This window comes from Cryobacterium sp. AP23 (genome assembly GCF_054075385.1).
The window spans coordinates 2,087,066-2,105,640 of sequence record NZ_CM133415.1 but is presented as its reverse complement, the minus strand read 5'-3'; the positions used below and the strand labels follow the sequence as shown (position 1 = coordinate 2,105,640).

Here is an 18,575-nt window from a genome sequence, read left to right as displayed (position 1 = left end):
AAATCGCGTCCCAAGTGCGGGGGAACCGCGACCGCTAGAAGAGGAGAATGTTGCCATGCCGATCTCGGCTGTTACCACCGACGATGATGCTTCCATTGATCCGGCTCAGAAGATGCTTCCCGCGTGGAAAGCCTATGAATTGGAAGTGGACGCACGGCTCCGGGCCGTCGACAAACTAGCCACCATCCACTATGACGCGAAGCGTGAGGGGAAGGTGTCGAAGGCAAACCGTCAGATCGATGTACTCGCTGAAACTGTCATGATTCACGAGACAACTCGCATCGTGGTCGAGTGCAAGGCGTACAAGCGCCCGCTGGATGTTGGCAAGGTAGACGAGTTCATTGGCAAGCTTCAAGATCTTGGGGTAGGGCTCGGTCTGTTGTACTCGATAAATGGCGTTACTCCGGCGGCGCGACTGCGAGCAGAAAACAATGTGTTGCCCGAGATCCGCATCCGAGATTTGAGTCACATAACGGCGATGCCAGTTCCGACCACGCCAATCATCGAGGAGAACTGGGTGGACGCGGCAGCGCACGCACTTGGCTACATCCGATGCCCGCAGGAGAGGTGCTGGGGAGAGGTATTGCTTGACGAATGGCCGGATGAGGGCCTCAAGGCGGGGCGCTGCGACAGCTGCGGCACGCTGATCGCCGAGTGCGCGGAGTGTGAGGAAACCGACTCCGTCGAGGTCGGTACAAACACCTGCTTCAGCTGCAACGCGGTCTACTACGTCGACCACGACGGCAAGGGTGAGCCAATCAGTATTGAGCGCTTCCACGAGGACACCGCGGAAACCGAAAGCGCGCGATCTGATTAAAGGTTGTGGCTCGCAAGAGCGTTGGACTTGTGGCTTGCACAGCTCCTAGAGGATTATTCGGCAGAGCGCAGAGGATGTGCGCGAAAGTGCCGAAAAACTGCCCAGCGATCCAACGGCTTGTGAGTTATAGGAACAACCCGCCACAGATAAACCCCCTGCTTCCCCTTGAACAAGGGTGTCAGGGGGTTTCTCGTTTCCGCCCTTCGATCGCTGCCACGTCGCGCTGATCCGCTTCGAGCACTTCACGAAGCCAGTCCGGGATATGAGCCTCGTCGCGTGGAAGGTGTCGGAAGGTCGCCGGTTTCACCTCACGAAGATGCAAAAGGGATGGCCGGCCGGATCCGCGTACACATATAGCGGCTCGTCCGAATCGTCCGTCCGATCGAACAGCAGCTCGGCACCCAACTCCAACGCCCGGGCGTGCTGCAGCTCGAGTGCATCACGGTCAGGCACGGTGAAGTCCAGGTGCATCTGCATCGGCACGTCAGGCGCAGGCCAGGTCGTTCTCTTGAGCACTGTGACTCTTTGAAATGCGAGCTTGCGGTCGCCTTGCGCGTCGGTCAGCACCAGCCAGTCGGCATCCGCACTGCCACCCGGCAGCGGATCGTCGCCTGGGCGATAACGCAAACCCAGAAGCTGGCGGTAGAACTCCGCGAGCCCTCTCACGTCGGTTGTGTCCAGGACAGTGTGGAGCAACTGAGGGAAGTCGGCCATCACCCGAGGCTACCGACTCAGCACGAAGCCGGGGAGACGGGACCCCCGCGGCGGGCGTGTTACTATTTTTTCGGCTTGTCACTGCTTTCGCAGGCAACACCATGGCTGTTCTCGAAGACGACGACAGCACGAGTGTTCCCGAAGCAGATGTGGATAAGCAGTGATCGTCAGGCGAGTACTGAATAACAACGTTGTCGACGGTCTCGACGACTCCTTGCAGGAAGTCATCGTGTTCGGCAAGGGCCTGGGCTTCAACTCCAAGCCCGGCGAACTGATCGACGAGACGATGATCGAGAAGATCTTCCGGCTCGACGATGCCGCCGCGAGCCGCCACTTCGCATCCATCGTGGGCTCGATCCCGGCCGACATCCTCTCCGCCACCGCGGACCTCGTCACCCGCGCCCGCGAGGAGCTGCGGGTGAAGATCAGCGACAGCCTGTACGCCTCCCTGGCCGACCACCTCTCCTTCGCCGTCGCGCGGGCGAAGGACGGCGGGGACTTCACCATCCCCCTCGCCGTCGAGGTACGCCGGTTCTATCCGACGGAGTACGCGTTCGCGAAAAGCGCCGTGCTGGAACTGAACACGAAACTCGACGCTGAGCTGCCCGCCGAGGAGGCGATCAGCATCGCGCTGCACGTCATCAACGCCCAGGTCGGCGGCGCCGCCGACAGCGCCACCCGGCTGATGGAGCTCACCCACTCAATCCTCGACATCGTGCGGCTGCACTTCGGCATCGCCTATCAGGACGACAGCCCGGAGTACCTGCGTTTCGTCACCCACCTGCGCTTCTTCGCGCAGAGGGTGCTGCTCGGCGAGACCGTGCAGCGCGACGATGCGGAGCTGCTGCGCATCCTGACCGAACAGAAGCCGGCCGCGTTCGCCTCCGTCGACAAGGTCGACGCCTTAGTCATGCGCAGCCACGGCCACGCCATGAGCGCCTCCGAGAAGGTTTACATCGGCCTGCACATCGCCAGCTTCCTCTAGCCGGCCCACGAACCCGGGAGCAGTCGCTCCCGCCCCACAAATACAAAGCACCGAATCCGAAGCCGCGTCAGGGCAACCGCGTGAAGCCGGGATTCTTCACTGAAGGAGAACCCCTTGAAGTACGACAAAGATGCCGCGGCGATCATCGCCGCGGTCGGCGGCGAGGCGAACATCGACTCGCTGTACCACTGCGTGACCCGGCTGCGTTTCGGCCTGAAGGACAACACCAAGGCCGACCAGGCCGCGCTCAACGCGATCACACCGGTCATGGGCGTGAACGAGGCAGGTTCGCAGTACCAAGTGATCATCGGCAACGATGTGCCCGACGTGTACCGTGCGATCGTCGCCGACCTGCCGAGTCTCGCGACCGGTGATTCAGTGGATGGCGCAGCCGCCCCGGCCGGCACCGGTGAGAAGAAGAAGCTGCACACCCGCTTCCTCGACTTCATCTCCGGCACATTCGCGCCGATCCTGCCCGCCATCGCCGGCGCCGGCCTGCTCAAGGGGATCCTGGCGCTCAGCAACTCGTTCGGTTGGGTCGACCCGGCCTCGCAGACGTTCCTGATCTTCTCGGCCATCGCCGATGCGGTGTTCTTCTTCCTGCCGATCATCGTGGCGGTCTCCGCCGCCCGCAAGCTCGGCGCCAACCCGTATGTGGCGGCCTCGCTCGGGGGCACGCTGGTCTATCCGGCCCTCGGCGCGCTGCTCGGCGCCGGTGATGCGGTGCACCTGCTCGGCATTCCGGTCACGGCGGCCACCTACTCCTACTCGGTGATCCCGGTGCTACTCGGCGTCTACCTCTTGTCGTGGGTCGAAAGGGGCTTCACCAAGATCATCCCGTCGTTCCTCAAGCTCACCTTCGTGCCGATGCTGTCCCTCGTCGTCGTCGTGCCGATCACGCTCACCCTGCTCGGCCCACTCGGCACCTTCGTGGGCTCCGGCATCGCCGGCGGCATCAACTGGGCCCTCGACAACGGCGGTGTGCCCGCCGGCTTCGTGATCGGCGCCCTGCTGCCGCTGATCATCATGACCGGCATGCACTACACGCTCGTGCCGTTCATCCTGCAGAACCTCGCCACCCTGGGTTACGACAAGTTCCTGCCGCTCACCTACGTGCAGACCTTCGCCACCGCCGGCGCCGTCTTCGGTGTCTTCCTCCGTGCAAAGAACAAGCAGATCAAGGCGCTGTCGCTCTCCACCACCTTCACCTCGCTGATGGGCGTCACCGAGCCGGCCCTCTACGGCCTGGCCCTGCCGCTTCGCCGTCCGCTGATCGCCACCATGGCCGGCGCCGCCGTGGGTGGCGCCATCTCGCTCGGCTTCGGTGTGAAGGCGTACGTGCTCGCGGGCAACGGCGGCCTGCCCGGCCTGCCCGGCCTCGTCGGTGAGACCTTCGTCTGGGCCATCGTGGGCATCGTGGTGGCGTTCATCGTCTCCGCGGTTGTCTCCACCATCCTCGGCATCGACGAGTCGATCCTGGCCGGCACTGCCGAGAAGACCACCGCGACTGCCCCGGCCGTCGCCTCCGCAGCCGCCGTCACCGCCCCGCGCCACTCCACGACTGCGACCGCGACAGCGACCGACGAGATCGTCTCCGCCCCGATGTCCGGCGAGCTGGTCTCGCTGGACGACGTGCCGGACAAGACCTTCTCCAGGCGTCTCGTTGGTGACGGCACCGCCATCCGCCCCACCAGCGGCACCGTCACCTCGCCCGTGGACGGCGTCGTTGCGACCCTGTTCCCCACCAAGCACGCCGTCGCCGTGCGCAGCGACTCCGGCGTCGAGGTCCTCATCCACGTGGGCCTGGACACCGTCAACCTCAAGGGCGCCGGCTTCACCGCCCACGTCGCCGTCGGCGACCGCGTCTCCACCGGCGACCTGCTGCTCGACGTCGACCTCGCCGCCGTCGGTGCCACCCACGACACGCTCAGCGTGATCGTCATCACCAACTCCGCCAAGTACACCGTCGACCCCGGCACCACCGGACCCGTCCGCGCCGGTGATGCGCTCATCCGCGTCACCCCCGTCGCCGTCGCAGCCGCCAAGGAGGCAACCGTATGACCACCGACACCACCACTCCCGTGACCGCCACCGACCCCAGCCCGGCTGGAACGACCGGCGCCTTCCCCGACGGCTTCCTCTGGGGCGTCGCCTTCGCGGCCAACCAGGTCGAGGGCGGCTTCGACCAGGGCGGCAAAGGCCTGTCCCAGGCCGACGTCATCCCGTACCGCACCGCCGGTGACTACGTCGACATCAGCGCACTGATGAAGGCGTCGGATGCGACCATCGCCGAGGCGCTCACCGTGCCCGGCGCGGCCGGTTACCCCAAGCGCAGCGGCAGCGACTTCTACGGCCACTGGGAGGAAGACGTCGACCTCTTCGCCGAAATGGGGCTCAAGGCGCTGCGGATGTCGATCGCCTGGACGCGCATCTTCCCGACCGGCCTCGAGGCGGAACCGAACGAAGAAGGGCTGCTGTTCTACGAGCGCCTCTTCACCCGGTTGCGTGAGAAGGGCATCGAACCCGTCGTCACCATGTCGCACTACGAGATGCCGCTGCGCCTCGTCACCGAATACGGCGGCTGGACCAGCCGCGAGGTGGTGGGCTTCTTCCAGCGCTACGCGCGCACGATCGTGGGCCGCTACACCGGGCTGGTGCGCTACTGGCTGACCTTCAACGAGATCAACACCACCATCATCGAGTCCTACACCGGCGGCGGTGTGATCGAACGGGAGCCCGCTCCCGGCGTCGACCCCCGCCAGGCCGGCTACCAGGCGCTGCACCACCAGTTCGTGGCCAGCGCCCTCGCCACCAAGATCGTGCACGAGCTCGATCCCGCCGCCCAGGTGGGCTGCATGCTCGCCCGGATGTCGCACTACCCGGCATCCAGCGACCCGGCCGACATCGTCAAGGCTCAGTTCGACAACAACATGAACCTGTTCCACACCGATGTGCAGGTGCGCGGCCGGTACTCCGGCACCGTCCGCCGGTTCTGGCGCGACCAGGGCATCCAGGTGGAAATGGCGCCCGGCGACGAGGAGCTGCTGGCGGCGAACACCGTCGACTTCCTCTCGTTCAGCTACTACATGAGCCTGGTCTCCTCGGTCTCGCCCGAGAAGTACGGCGCCACCGGCGGCAACCTGTTCTCGACCATCAAGAACCCGCACCTGGCCACCACCGAGTGGGGCTGGCACTTCGACCCCGAGGGGCTGCGCTACGTGCTCAACGACCTGTGGGACCGCTACCAGGTGCCGCTGTTCATCGTGGAGAACGGCCTGGGCGCCACCGACGTGCTCGAGGGCTCCGCGCCGGATGCCTCCACCGACGGCATCGATACCCGCCACGTGCACGACCCGTACCGGATCGACTACTACGTGCAGCACCTCCGCCAGGTGCGCGAGGCGATCGCCGACGGCGTCAACCTGCTGGGCTACACCGCGTGGGGCGGCCTGGACATCATCAGCGCCTCCACCTCGCAGATGACCAAGCGGTACGGCGTGATCTACGTCGACGCCGACGACGCCGGGAACGGCAGCTACGACCGGGTGCGCAAGGACAGCTTTTTCTGGTACCAGGATCTGGTGGCCACGAACGGGGCAGTGCTCGACGCCTAGGCCACGGCGGCGCGCTCAGGCGAGTCGATGCCGCAGGATCCACTCCTCCAGGACGGCGGGTTCGGCGAGGCCGATCACGGCCTTGCCGAAGCCCACCTGGGCGGAGACCCGGATCGGCACGGAGATCAGGTCCAGGAGCCCCGCGTAGCGCCGGGACGCCTCGGCATCGAGATACCCCACCCAGCCGGCGGCCGCTCGCACGCGCACCGCGTGCGGATCGTCGGGATTGTCCGGTTCACGTTCGAGCCAGAAGTACTGGTCGCCCTGTCGTAGCTGGAGCGCATGGTTCTGGATGGAGACGCTGACCCACGTGCCGGCGGGCAGTTTCGCCACGGTCGGCCTGCGGGTGAAGAGTCCCATGGCAGCAAGACTATTTCCCTGGCACGTTCCCGTGCCGCCTTTCGCGCGATTCCGGGGACTAGCCTCGAGCCATGACCGCATCCGGCTGGCTCGAGGTGCCTGGCGATTTCCGGGCTGCCACAGGCACGCCCACGGCTCCTCGATCGCTGATCAGCCGTTTGGCTACTATGGCCTGATGACCGAATATCGCGCCGTTTTCGATGCAGAGATTACGTTCTCGAATTCGGGCGGCCTGCAGGCCCAGGGGTTCCGCGTCGACGTGCCGGGCCCGGCGGTAAGCCAGGAAGACATCGCCCGACTGTTCGTGACTTCGCTTGATTTGCTCATGACCGAAACAGCTGTCGTGAGTAACGTCCGAATTATCGAAGAGTCACACAAAGGCACGCGGGGCGGTCCAAGTGACCCGCGGCGCGTCGGCTGAAGATCATCCGAGACTGACGGTCAGCGCCATGGCGCCGACGGCGGCGGGACTAACCTCGAGCTATGACCGCTTCCGGCTGGCTCGAGGCGGGTCCTGGTGTCTTCCAACGGCGCTACGACCCGATGGACGTCTCCGTAGTCGTGATCGTCGGGCCCACCGGCCTCACGGTCGTGGACACCCGCAACAACCCGGCCGAGGCCGAGGAAGTGATCCGGGATGTCGCCGCCCGGTTCGACCGGCCCATCGTCGCCGTGGTCAATACCCACGCGCACTATGACCACACCTTCGGCAACCAGTCGTTCGCGGCGCTCCCGGAGGTCGTGCTCCACGGCCACCATCGCATTCCCCGGCACTTCGCCGAGTACGAGGGCCCCAGGCTGGCCGCCGTGCAGGCCGACCCGGCGCTGGAACCGGACAAGAGCTGGGCGGATGTTGTGCTCACCCCACCGGCAACACCGGTGTCTGCATCCGTGGTGTTGGTCGCGGGCGGGCGCAGGATCGAGCTGATTCCGCTCGACCCCGGCCATACCGACACCGACCTGGCCGTCTTCATCCCCGACGGCCGGGTCTGGCTGCTCGGCGACGTCATCGAGGAATCCGGTCCGCCGATGTTCGGCTCCGGCAGTTTCCCGTTGGACTGGCCGACCGTGCTCACGACCCTGCTGCGGGCGATCGAGCCCGGCGACGTGATCGTGCCCGGCCATGGGGCGGTGGTGGACCGGGACTTCGTCGTGCGCCAGACGGCCGCGTTGCAGAAGGTCGCCGACACCATCCGCTCGTGCGCGGCCGCCGGCACGACGCTGGACGACCTGCCGGAGGACCACGACCTCTTCGCGCTCTGGCCCGCGGTCATGCTGGAGTCGGCGTTCACTCGCGGGTTCGCCCAGCTGGACGGCTGACCGGTAATTCGCGCGTGCTGGGACCAAGGTCCCTGGGTGCGGTGCGGCATCCGACGTAACCTCATCGTGAAACGATTCAGAATCGAGTGAGGATCACAATGAGCAGGGCAAGCCAGGCCATCCGCGAAGAGATTCTGTACTGGTGCCGGGAGTCGGTGCGTACCGGGTTGAACTTCAACACCCAGGGCAACATTTCGATCCGGTTGCGGGAGCACGAGGCGATCGTGATCACCCCGTCGGGTGTGCGGTACGACGTGCTGCGGCCCGACCAGATGGTCGTGATCGGCTACGACGGCGTCGTCATCGAGGGCGACCTGTTCCCGTCGACCGAGACGGATGTGCACCTCGCGCACTACCGCCGCCGCCCGGATGTGAACGCCATCGTGCACACCGAATCGCCGTACGCGAACATGTTCGGCGCCGTCGGCAAGACCATCGACCCCGTGCTGCTGAACATGGTGCTCTATGCCAAGGGTCCGGTGCAGGTGATGCCGTTCGAGTTCTCCACCAACACCGACTTCGGCGAGCTCAGCGCCACGCTGATGGGGGACGACGTCAACGCCCTGGTCTGGGGCAACCACGGCATGATCTCGGTGGGCGAAGACGTGGCCGGGGCCTTCAAGGTCGCCGTCGCCGTCGAGGCCAACGCCCAGGTGCTGTTCGGCGCCCTCCAGCTCGGCGCGCCGAACCTCCTCGTGCTCGACGACATCCTCATCCCGGCGGGCGCCCGCCTGCCCTAGTCCCCAGTTCGCCCGCAACTGTTGCCAAAGCGGACAAGTGCACCCGGTGTGCCGGGTGCATTTGTCCGCACGGGGAACAGTTAGGCGAGTACGTGGGCGGGGACGGTGTGGGACGAGGCGCCGGCGCCGGCGTCGACGGTTGATCCGTCTGGCAAGCGGATGCTGGCGCGCACGCCTTCGGGGATGTCCACGTCGAGCTGGAAGGCGCCGTCGGTGAGCCGCCAGGACGAGGAGATCGGGCCCTGCGGTGTCTGCGCGGAGGCCTGTGCCCAGGTCAGTTCGCCGCCGGGCAGAGGTGCGATGGTGACGTGCCGGTAGCCGGCCGCATCCCTGCCCGGGAGCTCGTCGAGGCGGATGCCCGCGACGTGGGTATAGAGGAAGGACAGCACCGCGGCCTTGCTGTAGTGGTTGAGCGAGCCGCGCACCGCGCCGCCGTCCACGCCGTCCCACCATTCCCACACCGTGGTGGCGCCGGCGTCGAGCATGCCGAGCCAGGACGGCACGCCGCGAGACTGGAGGACCGCGTAGGCCTGGCCCAGCTGCCCGTGGTCGGCGAGGGCGGGGAGTAGCTGACCGGTGCTGAGGAACCCGGTGCCCAAGTGGCCACTCCGCTCGGTGATGAGCTCGGCCAGGCGCGCGGCCGCGGCGTCGCGCACGGGCTGCGGGAAGAGCGCGAACGCCAGGCCGCGGGCGTAGTGGGCCTGGGATTCGATCGCCAGCCGACCGTCGGCCGCCAGGAACTCCCGCTGCCAGGCATCGCGGGCGCCATCGGCGATGGCGCGGTAGGACGCCTGGATCTCCGGTTCGCCGAGCAGGGTGGCGGTCTCGGCGACGAGCCCGGCCGAGCGATGCAGGAACGCCGTCGCGACGATGCTGTGGTCGACGCGCGGGTCGGGGCTGGGCCGCACTCCCGGCTCGAGCCATTCGCCGAAGTGGAACCCGGTGTCCCACAGGTACCGTTCCCAGTCGGCCGCCTCGGGCCGCCGTTCGATCCGGTCGGGGTGGCGGTTAACGGCGGCCGATTCCGCGGCGTAGTCGACCCAGGCGCGCATCGACGGCAGACGGTCGCGGAGGGCGTCGAGATCGCCGTAGGCCCGCCAGAGTTCCCACGGGACGATGACGGCAGCATCGCCCCAGCCGGCGGATCCGGCCGCCATGTCTTCGAAGGCAACGCCGGAGGGGCCGTCGCCGGCCGGGTTCGGCGTGACCGTGGGCACACGGCCGTCGGCCCACTGGTCGGCGGCGAGGTCGTCGAGCCACTTGTCGGAGAAGGCCTGCACGTCGTAAAGCAACGCCGCGGTGGGCACGAACACCTGCCAGTCGCCGGTGAAGCCGGACCGTTCGCGTTGCGGGCAGTCGGTGGGGATCTCGCAGGCGTTGCCCCGAAAGCTCCAGACGCCGGCCTCGTGCAGGGCGTTGAGCGACTCGTCGCTGCAGGAGAACGACCCGGTGCGGGCGAGGTCGGAGTGCACCACGACCGCGCGGATCTCCGCCGGGTCGAGCCCGTCGCATCCGTCGATCTGCACGTACCGAAAGCCGTGCGTGGTGTGCCGGGGCTCGAAGACCTGCCCGGCCCGACCGGCGGAGATGACCTCATCGACCTGGCCGGCCGGCAGCAGTTCTCCGGTGCCGAAGTTGAACGCACGCAGGTTCTCGGTGCTGACCAGCCCGGCCGCATCGACCACCTCGCCGTGGGTGAGCACCAGGCGGGTGTCCCGGGGGCCGAGGTCGGTGAGGCGCACCCAGCCGTTCAGGTTCTGCCCGAAGTCCACAACGACCGTTCCCGGGGCGGGGAAGGTCACCGAGACCGGCTCGATGGACTGGATGCGACGCACCGGCTCCGCGGTCGGCGGGATGAGCCGGGACCGCTCGGCGTAGAGGCCGCCCTCGGCGGCCACGACGGGCGACCACTGCGGGTCCTCGTCAAGGAGCCGGAAATCGACCGACTGGCCATCCATCAGGTCGGCGCGGGTGATGTGACTCGGGGCCGACCGCCACGACGCATCGGACGTGACGGTGACCACGGCGCCGGCCGCATCGAGCACGTGGAGGGAGAGCAGGAGCGCGGTCTCGGTGCCGAAGCCGTCCGGGCGTCGTTCGAAGCCGTGTCGGCCCCGGAACCAGCCGTCGCTGAGCAGCACCTCGACTCGGTTGGTGCCGACCCGGAGTTCGTCGGCTACCTCCCACGAGAAGACCTGAAGCCTTTTGCGGTACGCGGTGAAGCCGGGCAGGAGCTCTTCCTCGCCCACGCGGCGCCCCGTTGACGAAGACCTCGAAGATTCCGTGGGCAGTGGCGGTGAGCCGGGCGCTGGTGACGCCGGCGGGCAGGTCGACGTCGTGGCGGAGGAGGTACGCGGGACGCTTTCCCGCCGGTAGGTTCGGGATTTCGGCCGGACGGATCCACTGTGCGTCAGCGAGGTCGGTGACGTCGGCAGGGATGCCCGGTCTGCTCACAATGAGTCCTTCGTCGGTTGATCGTCCCCAAGCGGGAGGGGTGCTTTCGCGTAGCTGGAACTCTATAACTAAAAAAACGAATCCACTGTTTTTTCTGGAATCGGATGCGTTACGTTGTGGGAATGGGTCTGAAAGCCACCGGGAGCTACCCCACGGGAGTTCGCCGTCGCGAGCGAATCGTCGATGAGGCGACCCGCCTGTTCGGCGCGCACGGGTACTACGCGACCCCGATGTCCGCGGTAGCCGAGGCCGTCGGGATCAGCGAGAGCGGCCTTGCGCATCACTTCCGCAGCAAGAACCAGCTGCTACAGGCCGTCGCCGAACGGCGGCTGAGCGAGACCTCCGCCTGGTGGGAGGCCCTGCCGGCGTCGGATTCCGGGATCGCCGTGCTCGATGAGATGGTGGCGGCGACCCGCAGGTTCACCGAGCAGCCCGGCCTGATCGAGCTGTTCGTGCTGTCCATGTCGGAGGCGGCCGACCGGAGCTCCCCGGCGCACGCCAGCCTGAGCCGGCGTTATGACGGCATCGTCGCGCAGGTGGCCGCGCGCTTTCGCCAGGCGGTCGAGCTTGGCGAGATCCGGGGTGACCTCGACCCCGAACTCCTCGCCCGCGAGTGCATCGCCGTGAGCGATGGGCTGCAGGTGCAGTGGATGCTCTCCGACGGCAGAATCGACATCGTCGCGGGTGTGGCCCTCTACTCGGAGCAGCTGCGGGAGAGACTGCGCCCGCGCTGAGCGTGCCATGATTCTGGCCGGTTCCTTCCCGGATTGTTCCAACCAGTGGAAGTGGACCGCCCGTGCCCGGGAAGGGGCCCCCAGTATTGACCTACCCTTCCCATCGACGCGACAGGCGGCAGCGTGCACACGAGCGTAACCATCATCGGAGCAGGCCCCGCCGGGCTGCTCCTCGGCCACATCCTGCACCAGGCTGGCGTGGACTTCGTGATCCTGGAACGCCAGACTCGGGAGCACGCCTTGGGGCGCATCCGGGCCGGTGTGCTGGAGCAGGGGTCTGTCGACATCGTCACCGAGCTCGGCCTGGAGGCGAACCTCCGCACCAAGGGCCTGGAGCACGGCGGGATCTACCTGCAGTACGAGGGCGAACGCCGCCACGTCGACTTCCGTGCGCTGGTCGGGCGCACCGTGACGGTCTACGGCCAGCAGGCCCTCGTGGCCGACATGCTCGCCGAGCACGAGCGGCTCGGCTCCACCATCGTGTTCGAAGCCGCCGATGTTGCGGTGTGCGGCATCGACGGCGCCGAGCCCACGGTTCGGTACACCGCCGCCGGGGTGGCGCACGAGGCCACCAGCGACTTCATTGTGGGAGCGGATGGCTACCACGGCGTCTGCCGGCCGAGCATCCCGGAGTCGCAACTGCGGGTCTACGAGCGGGAGTACCCGTTCGCCTGGCTCGGGGTGTTGGCCGACGTGCCGCCGTCGACCGATGACCTGATCTATGCACTGCACCCGGACGGCTTCGCGATGCACTCGATGCGGTCCCGGCAGGTCTCCCGACTGTACCTGCAGGTCGACCGGACCGAGTCGATCGACGAGTGGAGCGATTCCCGCATCTGGGAGGCGCTGCAGACCCGGCTCGGTGTCACGGGCTGGACGCTCACCGAGGGCTCGATCACCGAGAAGTCGATCACCCCGATGCGCTCCTTCGTCACCTCCACGCTGTCGAGTGGGCGGCTCTTCCTGGCCGGGGACGCCGGCCACATCGTGCCGCCGACCGGCGCGAAGGGACTCAACTCCGCAATCGCCGACGTGGCCATGCTCGGCCGGGCGATCCTGGAGCAGCGCGCCGGCGACGACGGCCCGCTCTCCACCTACAGCGCCCGGGCGCTCTCCCGGCAGTGGAAGGTGCAGCACTTCTCGCAGTGGATGACCGACATGCTGCACGTGCACACCGAGGAACCCGAGGCGAACGCGCGGGCGTTCCGCTACCGCAGCCAGGTCGGCCAGCTCGAGTACGTGACCACATCCGACGCCGCGATGGCGACCCTGGCCGAACAGTACGCCGGCCTACCCATGGGAGAGACGAAATGACGCCACCGACCGAGCAGGACCTGGTCACCGCGGAGATCGGCGCCATTCACGCCGCGTACCGCGACGGCGCTAAGGAGCGCCCCCTGCCGCAGCACGCCGTGCGGGACTTCGCGCCCTACCGCAGCACCGTGCTCCGGCACCCCACCCACGAACTGATCCGGGTGGACCCGGAAGAGATCGAACTGGTCTCGCCGGCGTTCGGGCACACGGATGTCGCGCTCGAGGAGAACGACCTCACCATCCAGCACTCCGGGGAACCGCTCGGCGAACGCATCGTCGTGACCGGGCGGGTGCTGGACGGCGAGGGCCGGCCGGTGCGCAACCAGCTGGTGGAGATCTGGCAGGCGAACGCCTCGGGTCGGTACCAGCACAAGCGGGACCAGCATCCGGCGCCGCTGGACCCCAACTTCTCCGGCGTCGGCCGTCTGATCACCGGCGACGACGGCGAGTACCGCCTCACCACCATCAAGCCCGGGGCGTACCCGTGGAAGAACCACCGCAACGCCTGGCGGCCGGCGCACATCCACTTCTCGTTCTTCGGCACCGCCTTCACCCAGCGGCTGATCACCCAGATGTACTTCCCGGGTGACCCCTTGTTCGGCCTCGACCCGATCTACCAGTCGATCGTCGATCCGGCCGCCCGCGAGCGCCTGGTCGCCCGGTACGACCACGACGTGAGCGTGCCAGAATGGGCCATCGGTTACCACTGGGACGTGGTGCTCACCGGCCCGAAATCGACCTGGATGGAACCTGAGGATGCAGACCATGTCTGAGCAGCGACCTCTCGGCCAGACGCCGTCCCAGACCATCGGCCCGTTCTTCGGCTACGCGCTGCCGTACCCCGGCGGCCCCGAGGTCGCAGCGCCCTGGCAGCCGAACGCTATCCGCCTGCACGGCACCGTCTTCGACGGGGCGGGCGAACCTGTGCCCGACGCCATCATCGAGATCTGGCACGCGGATGCCGACGGCGGCGTGATCGCCGCGCTCGGCAGCCTCGACCGGGACGGCTACACCGTGACCGGGTTCGGCCGGGCGGCGGTGAACCGGGCCGGCGAGTACACCTTCTCGACCATCAAGCCCGGACCGATGCGACCGGAGGCCGCGCCGTACATCCTGGTCACGATCTTCGCCCGCGGGCTGACCCACCACCTCTTCACCCGCTGCTACTTCGACGACGAAGAGACCCGCAACGCGGGGGATGCGCTGTTGGCCGGCCTGCCGGACGACCGCCGTGCCACCCTCGTCGGCGTGCTGGATGCGCCGCAGAGCTACCGGTTCGACATCCGGCTGCAGGGCGAGGGAGAAACCGTGTTCCTCGACTTCGACGCCGCCGACCCGGTCAGGCTGTAGACGCATGGGTGAGCCTGTGAGCCCGGCAGCCACCGACTGGGGGCTGCTCGAACCGCTCGCCGGGGGTGCGGCCGCGACGTCGGACGACGCCGTTCTCGAGGCGCTCGTCGACGTGGAACGGGCCCTCGTTCGTGCCTGGGGTCGGCTCGCCGGTGAGGACCTCCACATCGTCGCCGACGCCCTGCGCGCCGACCGGCTCGACCGGGCCGACCTGCTCGCCGGTACCCGCGCCGGCGGGGTGCCGGTGATCCCGCTCGCCACCCAACTGCGCACGCTGGCAGAGACCGCAATCCCCGGGTCGGGCGTGCACGTGCACGCCGGAGTGACCAGCCAGGACGTGCTCGACAGCGCGCTCGTGCTGATGGCTCACCGGGCTCTCACGCTGTCCCGCGATCGGCTCGTGCTAGCCGGGGAGGCGCTTGCGGCGCTCGCCGAAGCCGAGAAAACCACCCTCGCGATCGCGCGCACCCTCGGCCAGCACGCCGCCCAGAGCACCGTGGGCGTTACCGTGGCGAGCTGGCTCGACGGCGTGACGAGCGCCATCGCAGCCCTCGACGCGACCGGCTTTCCCGTGCAACTCGGCGGCGCCGTCGGCACCGGCGAAGACATCGACCGGCTCGCCGGCCGCGCCGGCGCCACCGACGAGCTGCGCGCCGCCTTCGCCGACGACCTCGGCCTGGTCGACCCCGGCCGGTCCTGGCATACGGAACGCAGCCCGATCCTCGCCATCGCCGCATCCGCCGCCCTCATCGGTACGGCACTGGGCCGGATCGGCCACGATGTCGCGTTTCTGGCTCGCACCGAGATCGGCGAGGTCGGGCTCGCGGCGACGGGTGGGTCCTCGGCGATGCCGCACAAGCGCAACCCCGTGGACGCGGTGCTGCTGCACGCGAACGGGCTGCGCGCGGCGGGCCTCGCCGCCACGGTGCACACGGCAGCGCTCTCCCAAGACGCCCGCCCGGCGGGGGAGTGGCACGCCGAATGGGCCGCGTTCCGCGGGCTCGTTCGCCTTGCCCTGGAGAGTGCGGACGCAGCGGCGTCGATGCTGCCCGCTCTCACCGTGGACCGGGCGGCCGTCGACCGTAACCGGTCGATCAGCCCAGACCTCCAGCACGACCCCGAGCTCACGCTCGCGGCGGCGGAGCGCGTCGTCACTGCCGCCATCCGGCGGTTCCAATCCCTGCCCCACCCGGAGACCCCATGACAGTTCCCCGCCTGCTCGGCTCCATCCGCCCCGCCGCCGAGAGCGCGCCGTCGAGCAGCCTGCTCGTGCTGCTGCCGTCGCTGGGCACCACCTCTGCCGTCTGGGCCGGGGTGGTGGCCGAACTGGCCGCCGCCGTACCGGCCTTGCGCATTCTCACGGTCGACCTGCCCGGGCACGGTGCGAGCCCGGTTGCCGACCACCCGTTCAGCATTGCCGAGCTGGCGGATGCCACTCTCCGCCTCGTCGACGAGGCCGGCGGCGGCCGGTTCCACATCGCCGGGCTCTCCCTCGGCGGTGCGGTGGCGCTGGAACTCGTGGCGGCGCATCCGCAGCGTGTGCTCTCGTTCGCGTCGTTCTGCAGCGGGTCACGCATCGGGACGGCGGAAAGCTGGGCCGAGCGTGCCGCCCAGGTGCGCGGGTCGGGAACCGCGTCGCTGGTGACCGCCAGCGCCGGGCGTTGGTTCACCCCCGGCTACTTCGGCTCGCCCGGCTCTGAGGCCGGCGCGCGCAGCCTGACCGACCTGGTCGACGTGGACGACGAGTCCTACGCGCTCTGCTGCGAGGCGCTCGGCGGCTTCGACCGCACCCCGTCGCTGGGCGGAATCCAGGTGAGCGCACTCATCGTGAGCGGCGAGCACGATCCCGTCACCACGACGGCATCGATGCGGGAGTTCGCCCAGGCGCTGCCGAACGCCGCCTTCGCGGAAATCCCCGGTGCCGCCCACCTCGCGCCGCTGGAGAGACCTGGTGCGGCAGCCGAACTGCTGGCGAGCCGGATCCGCGCCTCTGAACGACAAGGCCCGGCCACCGCGGCGGATGCCCGCGAGGCCGGCATGGCGGTGCGCCGCGCGGTCCTCGGCGACGCCCATGTCGACGCCGCCAGCGCGGCCGCGACCCCGGAGACCGAGGTCTTCCAGGACTTCATCACCCGGTACGCGTGGGGCGAGATCTGGGCCCGCCCCGAGCTGTCCCGCCGGGAGCGCAGCATTGCGACCCTGGCGTCGTTGGTCACCGGCGGCCACGAGGCCGAGGTGCGGATGCACGTGCGCGCGGCCCTCCGGAACGGCCTGAGCCGGCTGGAGATCGCCGAGGTGATCCTGCACACCGCCCTCTACGCCGGCCTGCCCGCCGCCAACGCCGCCCTGGCGATCATGCGCGGAGTGTTCGCCGAGGAGGACAAGCCCGACAACTGACAGGGTGACGTGCCTCTGGCGGGCTATCCGGTCTGTGGCTCGGAGGGACCGCGGTCGTGCGCCCGATGTCTCTCGGGTCTGCGCCATTTCCCGGTGGGGTCGATCCAGTGTGGTGCTTTGACTTGGGGCACGCCTGTGACCATGCGGATCTCCCAGCCGGAGGTGTCGATGGTGTGGTGGTGGTACCAGCACAGCAGCACCCCGTTGGACACGTCGGTTCTTCCACCCTTGAACCAGGGCACGACATGGTGCACTTCGGCCCATTGTGGCGGCGAGGTGCAGCCGGGGATGATGCAGCCGCCGTCGCGGGCGGTGATGGCTCGGCGTTGCGCCCGGTTGAAGAACCGGCTTTTCCGGCCCAGGGCGAGGACGGCGCCGTTTGTGGCGAGGTAGACGGGTTGCATGCCGCCGTTGTCGATCATCTGGTTGACCGTTTTCATTGATACCGGCCCGTCGATGCCGTCGGCCCAGCCGACGCCGACGCCGGCGAGGAGGTCGGTCGCGTTCACGTGCACCATCACGGTGGGTGGCATTCCGCCCATGGTGGGGGTGCGGGGGTTCTGGGCGACCTGGGTGAGGATGCCGCGGAGGATGTCGGCCCGTTTCTCGCCGCCGGTGCGCTCGTCGAGGATTTCGCCGGGGACCAGTTCCCCGGCTTCGATACGCAGCTGGTCCTCCGCGGAGGGGAACTTGGGGGTGGAGCGGGCGGATTGGAAGGTGTTGAACAGGGCTTCGATGGTGCCCTTGAACTCGGGGGTGACGCCACCGCGGAGCGGGTAGAGGCCGTCGCGTTTGGTGCCGAACGAGAACGACGATTTCGCTTCGAGGAGCGGCGCGTTCGGGGCGGCCCCGTCGGGGTTCAGCCGGGCTTGCCAGGGCTGGGTCATCTCGCGGATCCGGTCGGCGGTGAAGGTGAACCCGTCCGAATCGCCCAGCCGCACGACCGGTCCGTCGGGACTGGTGGCGCGGTCGAAGCGTGACCCGGTGGCGCACTCAACGAGGTCGCGCTCGGCGGCGTCGACATCGGCCGGGTTGGCGTCGAAACGGCCGTGCACCGTGAAGTCGGCGAGGCCTGTGACGATGTTCTCCGCCGCGTCCATCCCGAGTTCCCCGGCGGCCAGGGCCGCGGCCACGATGGGGAACACCGGTTCCCGGACCAGGCCGACCACGATCCGAGGCGCGACTTTCGCACCGAGGGCCACCCTCCGTTTCATCTCCGGCACCGAGGCCCGGGTCAGCAGGGTGAGTAGTTCGTTCTCGTGCGAGGCGCCCATCCGCCAGGCCAGCGACTCGGTGCCCAGGCCCCGGTGGCCGCGGTCGCTGATCGTCGAGGCCGTGGTGACGCGGGCCGCGTCCACCGGGCGGCCGATCCGCTCGACGGTCTGGGTCAGCGCGACCGCTTCCGCGTCGCTGAGCCCGCCGGCATCGATTGACGCCATCACGGCTTGCACCGTGCGTGCCGCGTCGGAGAGGGCGCTGAGCTTCTCGCCGAAGGCCCCGGTGCGCGCCTGCTGCACCGCGGGAAGCTCGTCCGGCTCCCGCCACTCGGGCTGTGGCTTTCTGTGTTTCGGAGCCTTCGGGACGGTAAAGCCGGTGTCGGAGAGGTCGGAAGTGCCGCCACCACTCGCGCCGAGCGGCGTCGAAGCAGCGGGCGCTGGGACGGCGAGGCTGGTGTTCCAGTCCGCCGCCGGCTGAGCGGCGGGAGTGCCTCCCGTCGCTGCTGTGGAACCACCTGCCAGGTCGTCGTCCATACCTACATTCTCTCACGAATAAGAG

General features: G+C 68.3%; 17 protein-coding genes. 13 read left to right on the top strand and 4 right to left on the bottom strand.

The genetic code is table 11. The annotated features are described in order from the left end of the window. Positions 1-55 precede the first annotated feature (55 nt). Entirely contained in the window at positions 56-817 is a 762-nt protein-coding gene (locus tag ACU5E9_RS10010) for a restriction endonuclease (RefSeq protein ID WP_456813447.1), read from the top strand. A gap of 303 nt (positions 818-1,120) precedes the next feature. On the opposite strand, the gene ACU5E9_RS10005 is transcribed toward ACU5E9_RS10010, so the two are convergent. Further along, positions 1,121-1,531, bottom strand: coding sequence for a VOC family protein (locus tag ACU5E9_RS10005; RefSeq protein ID WP_456813446.1), 411 nt, complete (start codon positions 1,529-1,531; stop codon positions 1,121-1,123). A gap of 160 nt (positions 1,532-1,691) precedes the next feature. Here ACU5E9_RS10005 and ACU5E9_RS10000 point away from each other — a divergent pair, with 160 nt between their 5' ends. The 3 genes from ACU5E9_RS10000 (at position 1,692) to ACU5E9_RS09990 (ending at position 6,130) form a co-directional block, all read left to right on the top strand. Further along, entirely contained in the window at positions 1,692-2,516 is an 825-nt protein-coding gene (locus ACU5E9_RS10000; RefSeq protein WP_456813445.1) for a PRD domain-containing protein, read from the top strand. A 114-nt stretch (positions 2,517-2,630) separates the two neighbouring features. Continuing rightward, positions 2,631-4,577: a beta-glucoside-specific PTS transporter subunit IIABC gene (locus ACU5E9_RS09995; RefSeq protein ID WP_456813444.1), complete on the top strand. Its 1,947-nt coding sequence runs from the start codon at positions 2,631-2,633 to the stop codon at positions 4,575-4,577. Continuing rightward, positions 4,574-6,130, top strand: a complete 1,557-nt coding sequence (locus ACU5E9_RS09990; RefSeq protein ID WP_456813443.1) for a glycoside hydrolase family 1 protein — start codon at positions 4,574-4,576, stop codon at positions 6,128-6,130. The genes ACU5E9_RS09995 and ACU5E9_RS09990 overlap by 4 nt, the downstream gene beginning before the upstream one ends. Positions 6,131-6,145: 15 nt before the next feature. Here the strand turns inward: ACU5E9_RS09990 and ACU5E9_RS09985 are convergent, their stop codons facing one another. Beyond that, on the bottom strand, positions 6,146-6,490 hold the full coding sequence (locus ACU5E9_RS09985) for an HIRAN domain-containing protein (RefSeq protein WP_456813442.1): 345 nt from the start codon (positions 6,488-6,490) through the stop codon (positions 6,146-6,148). A 175-nt stretch (positions 6,491-6,665) separates the two neighbouring features. On the opposite strand from ACU5E9_RS09985, the gene ACU5E9_RS09980 reads away from it, so the two are divergent. The 3 genes from ACU5E9_RS09980 (at position 6,666) to ACU5E9_RS09970 (ending at position 8,550) form a co-directional block, all read left to right on the top strand. Beyond that, entirely contained in the window at positions 6,666-6,911 is a 246-nt protein-coding gene (locus ACU5E9_RS09980; RefSeq protein WP_456813441.1) for a hypothetical protein, read from the top strand. Between the two features lie 62 nt (positions 6,912-6,973). Next, positions 6,974-7,810, top strand: a complete 837-nt coding sequence (locus ACU5E9_RS09975; protein WP_456813440.1) for an MBL fold metallo-hydrolase — start codon at positions 6,974-6,976, stop codon at positions 7,808-7,810. Between the two features lie 98 nt (positions 7,811-7,908). Next, positions 7,909-8,550: a class II aldolase/adducin family protein gene (locus ACU5E9_RS09970; protein WP_456813439.1), complete on the top strand. Its 642-nt coding sequence runs from the start codon at positions 7,909-7,911 to the stop codon at positions 8,548-8,550. Between the two features lie 80 nt (positions 8,551-8,630). On the opposite strand, the gene ACU5E9_RS09965 is transcribed toward ACU5E9_RS09970, so the two are convergent. Continuing rightward, positions 8,631-10,799, bottom strand: a complete 2,169-nt coding sequence (locus ACU5E9_RS09965; protein WP_456813438.1) for a family 78 glycoside hydrolase catalytic domain — start codon at positions 10,797-10,799, stop codon at positions 8,631-8,633. Between the two features lie 327 nt (positions 10,800-11,126). Between ACU5E9_RS09965 and ACU5E9_RS09960 the strand changes: the two genes are divergently transcribed. The 6 genes from ACU5E9_RS09960 (at position 11,127) to pcaDC (ending at position 16,799) form a co-directional block, all read left to right on the top strand. Continuing rightward, entirely contained in the window at positions 11,127-11,738 is a 612-nt protein-coding gene (locus tag ACU5E9_RS09960) for a TetR/AcrR family transcriptional regulator (protein WP_456813437.1), read from the top strand. A gap of 123 nt (positions 11,739-11,861) precedes the next feature. Then, positions 11,862-13,052: a 4-hydroxybenzoate 3-monooxygenase gene (locus tag ACU5E9_RS09955; protein WP_456813436.1), complete on the top strand. Its 1,191-nt coding sequence runs from the start codon at positions 11,862-11,864 to the stop codon at positions 13,050-13,052. Then, entirely contained in the window at positions 13,049-13,825 is a 777-nt protein-coding gene (gene pcaH / locus ACU5E9_RS09950; RefSeq protein WP_456813435.1) for a protocatechuate 3,4-dioxygenase subunit beta, read from the top strand. The genes ACU5E9_RS09955 and pcaH overlap by 4 nt, the downstream gene beginning before the upstream one ends. Beyond that, positions 13,818-14,402 (top strand): protocatechuate 3,4-dioxygenase subunit alpha, encoded by a 585-nt coding sequence (gene pcaG / locus ACU5E9_RS09945; protein ID WP_456813434.1) that lies wholly within the window; start codon positions 13,818-13,820, stop codon positions 14,400-14,402. Before pcaH ends, pcaG begins: the two co-directional genes overlap by 8 nt. Before the next feature lie 4 nt (positions 14,403-14,406). Next, the gene (locus ACU5E9_RS09940; protein ID WP_456813433.1) at positions 14,407-15,606 is read left to right on the top strand and encodes a lyase family protein; all 1,200 of its coding nucleotides are present in this window, start codon (positions 14,407-14,409) and stop codon (positions 15,604-15,606) included. Then, complete coding sequence (gene pcaDC / locus ACU5E9_RS09935) at positions 15,603-16,799, top strand: bifunctional 3-oxoadipate enol-lactonase/4-carboxymuconolactone decarboxylase PcaDC (RefSeq protein ID WP_456813432.1); 1,197 nt, start codon at positions 15,603-15,605, stop codon at positions 16,797-16,799. Before ACU5E9_RS09940 ends, pcaDC begins: the two co-directional genes overlap by 4 nt. A gap of 23 nt (positions 16,800-16,822) precedes the next feature. Here the strand turns inward: pcaDC and ACU5E9_RS09930 are convergent, their stop codons facing one another. Continuing rightward, positions 16,823-18,550, bottom strand: a complete 1,728-nt coding sequence (locus tag ACU5E9_RS09930; protein ID WP_456813431.1) for a DUF222 domain-containing protein — start codon at positions 18,548-18,550, stop codon at positions 16,823-16,825. Positions 18,551-18,575: the final 25 nt, after the last annotated feature.

Excerpts from the sequence above, each read along its gene's own strand:
- ACU5E9_RS09990 (WP_456813443.1), top strand. The coding sequence starts at position 4,574 with ATGACCACCGACACCACCACTCCCGTGACCGCCACCGACCCCAGCCCG.
- ACU5E9_RS09985 (WP_456813442.1), bottom strand. The coding sequence starts at position 6,490 with ATGGGACTCTTCACCCGCAGGCCGACCGTGGCGAAACTGCCCGCCGGC.
- pcaH (WP_456813435.1), top strand. The coding sequence starts at position 13,049 with ATGACGCCACCGACCGAGCAGGACCTGGTCACCGCGGAGATCGGCGCC.
- ACU5E9_RS10005 (WP_456813446.1), bottom strand. The coding sequence starts at position 1,531 with ATGGCCGACTTCCCTCAGTTGCTCCACACTGTCCTGGACACAACCGAC.
- ACU5E9_RS09980 (WP_456813441.1), top strand. The coding sequence starts at position 6,666 with ATGACCGAATATCGCGCCGTTTTCGATGCAGAGATTACGTTCTCGAAT.
- ACU5E9_RS09970 (WP_456813439.1), top strand. The coding sequence starts at position 7,909 with ATGAGCAGGGCAAGCCAGGCCATCCGCGAAGAGATTCTGTACTGGTGC.
- ACU5E9_RS09975 (WP_456813440.1), top strand. The coding sequence starts at position 6,974 with ATGACCGCTTCCGGCTGGCTCGAGGCGGGTCCTGGTGTCTTCCAACGG.
- ACU5E9_RS10010 (WP_456813447.1), top strand. The coding sequence starts at position 56 with ATGCCGATCTCGGCTGTTACCACCGACGATGATGCTTCCATTGATCCG.
- ACU5E9_RS09960 (WP_456813437.1), top strand. The coding sequence starts at position 11,127 with ATGGGTCTGAAAGCCACCGGGAGCTACCCCACGGGAGTTCGCCGTCGC.
- pcaG (WP_456813434.1), top strand. The coding sequence starts at position 13,818 with ATGTCTGAGCAGCGACCTCTCGGCCAGACGCCGTCCCAGACCATCGGC.
- pcaDC (WP_456813432.1), top strand. The coding sequence starts at position 15,603 with ATGACAGTTCCCCGCCTGCTCGGCTCCATCCGCCCCGCCGCCGAGAGC.
- ACU5E9_RS09930 (WP_456813431.1), bottom strand. The coding sequence starts at position 18,550 with ATGGACGACGACCTGGCAGGTGGTTCCACAGCAGCGACGGGAGGCACT.
- ACU5E9_RS09940 (WP_456813433.1), top strand. The coding sequence starts at position 14,407 with ATGGGTGAGCCTGTGAGCCCGGCAGCCACCGACTGGGGGCTGCTCGAA.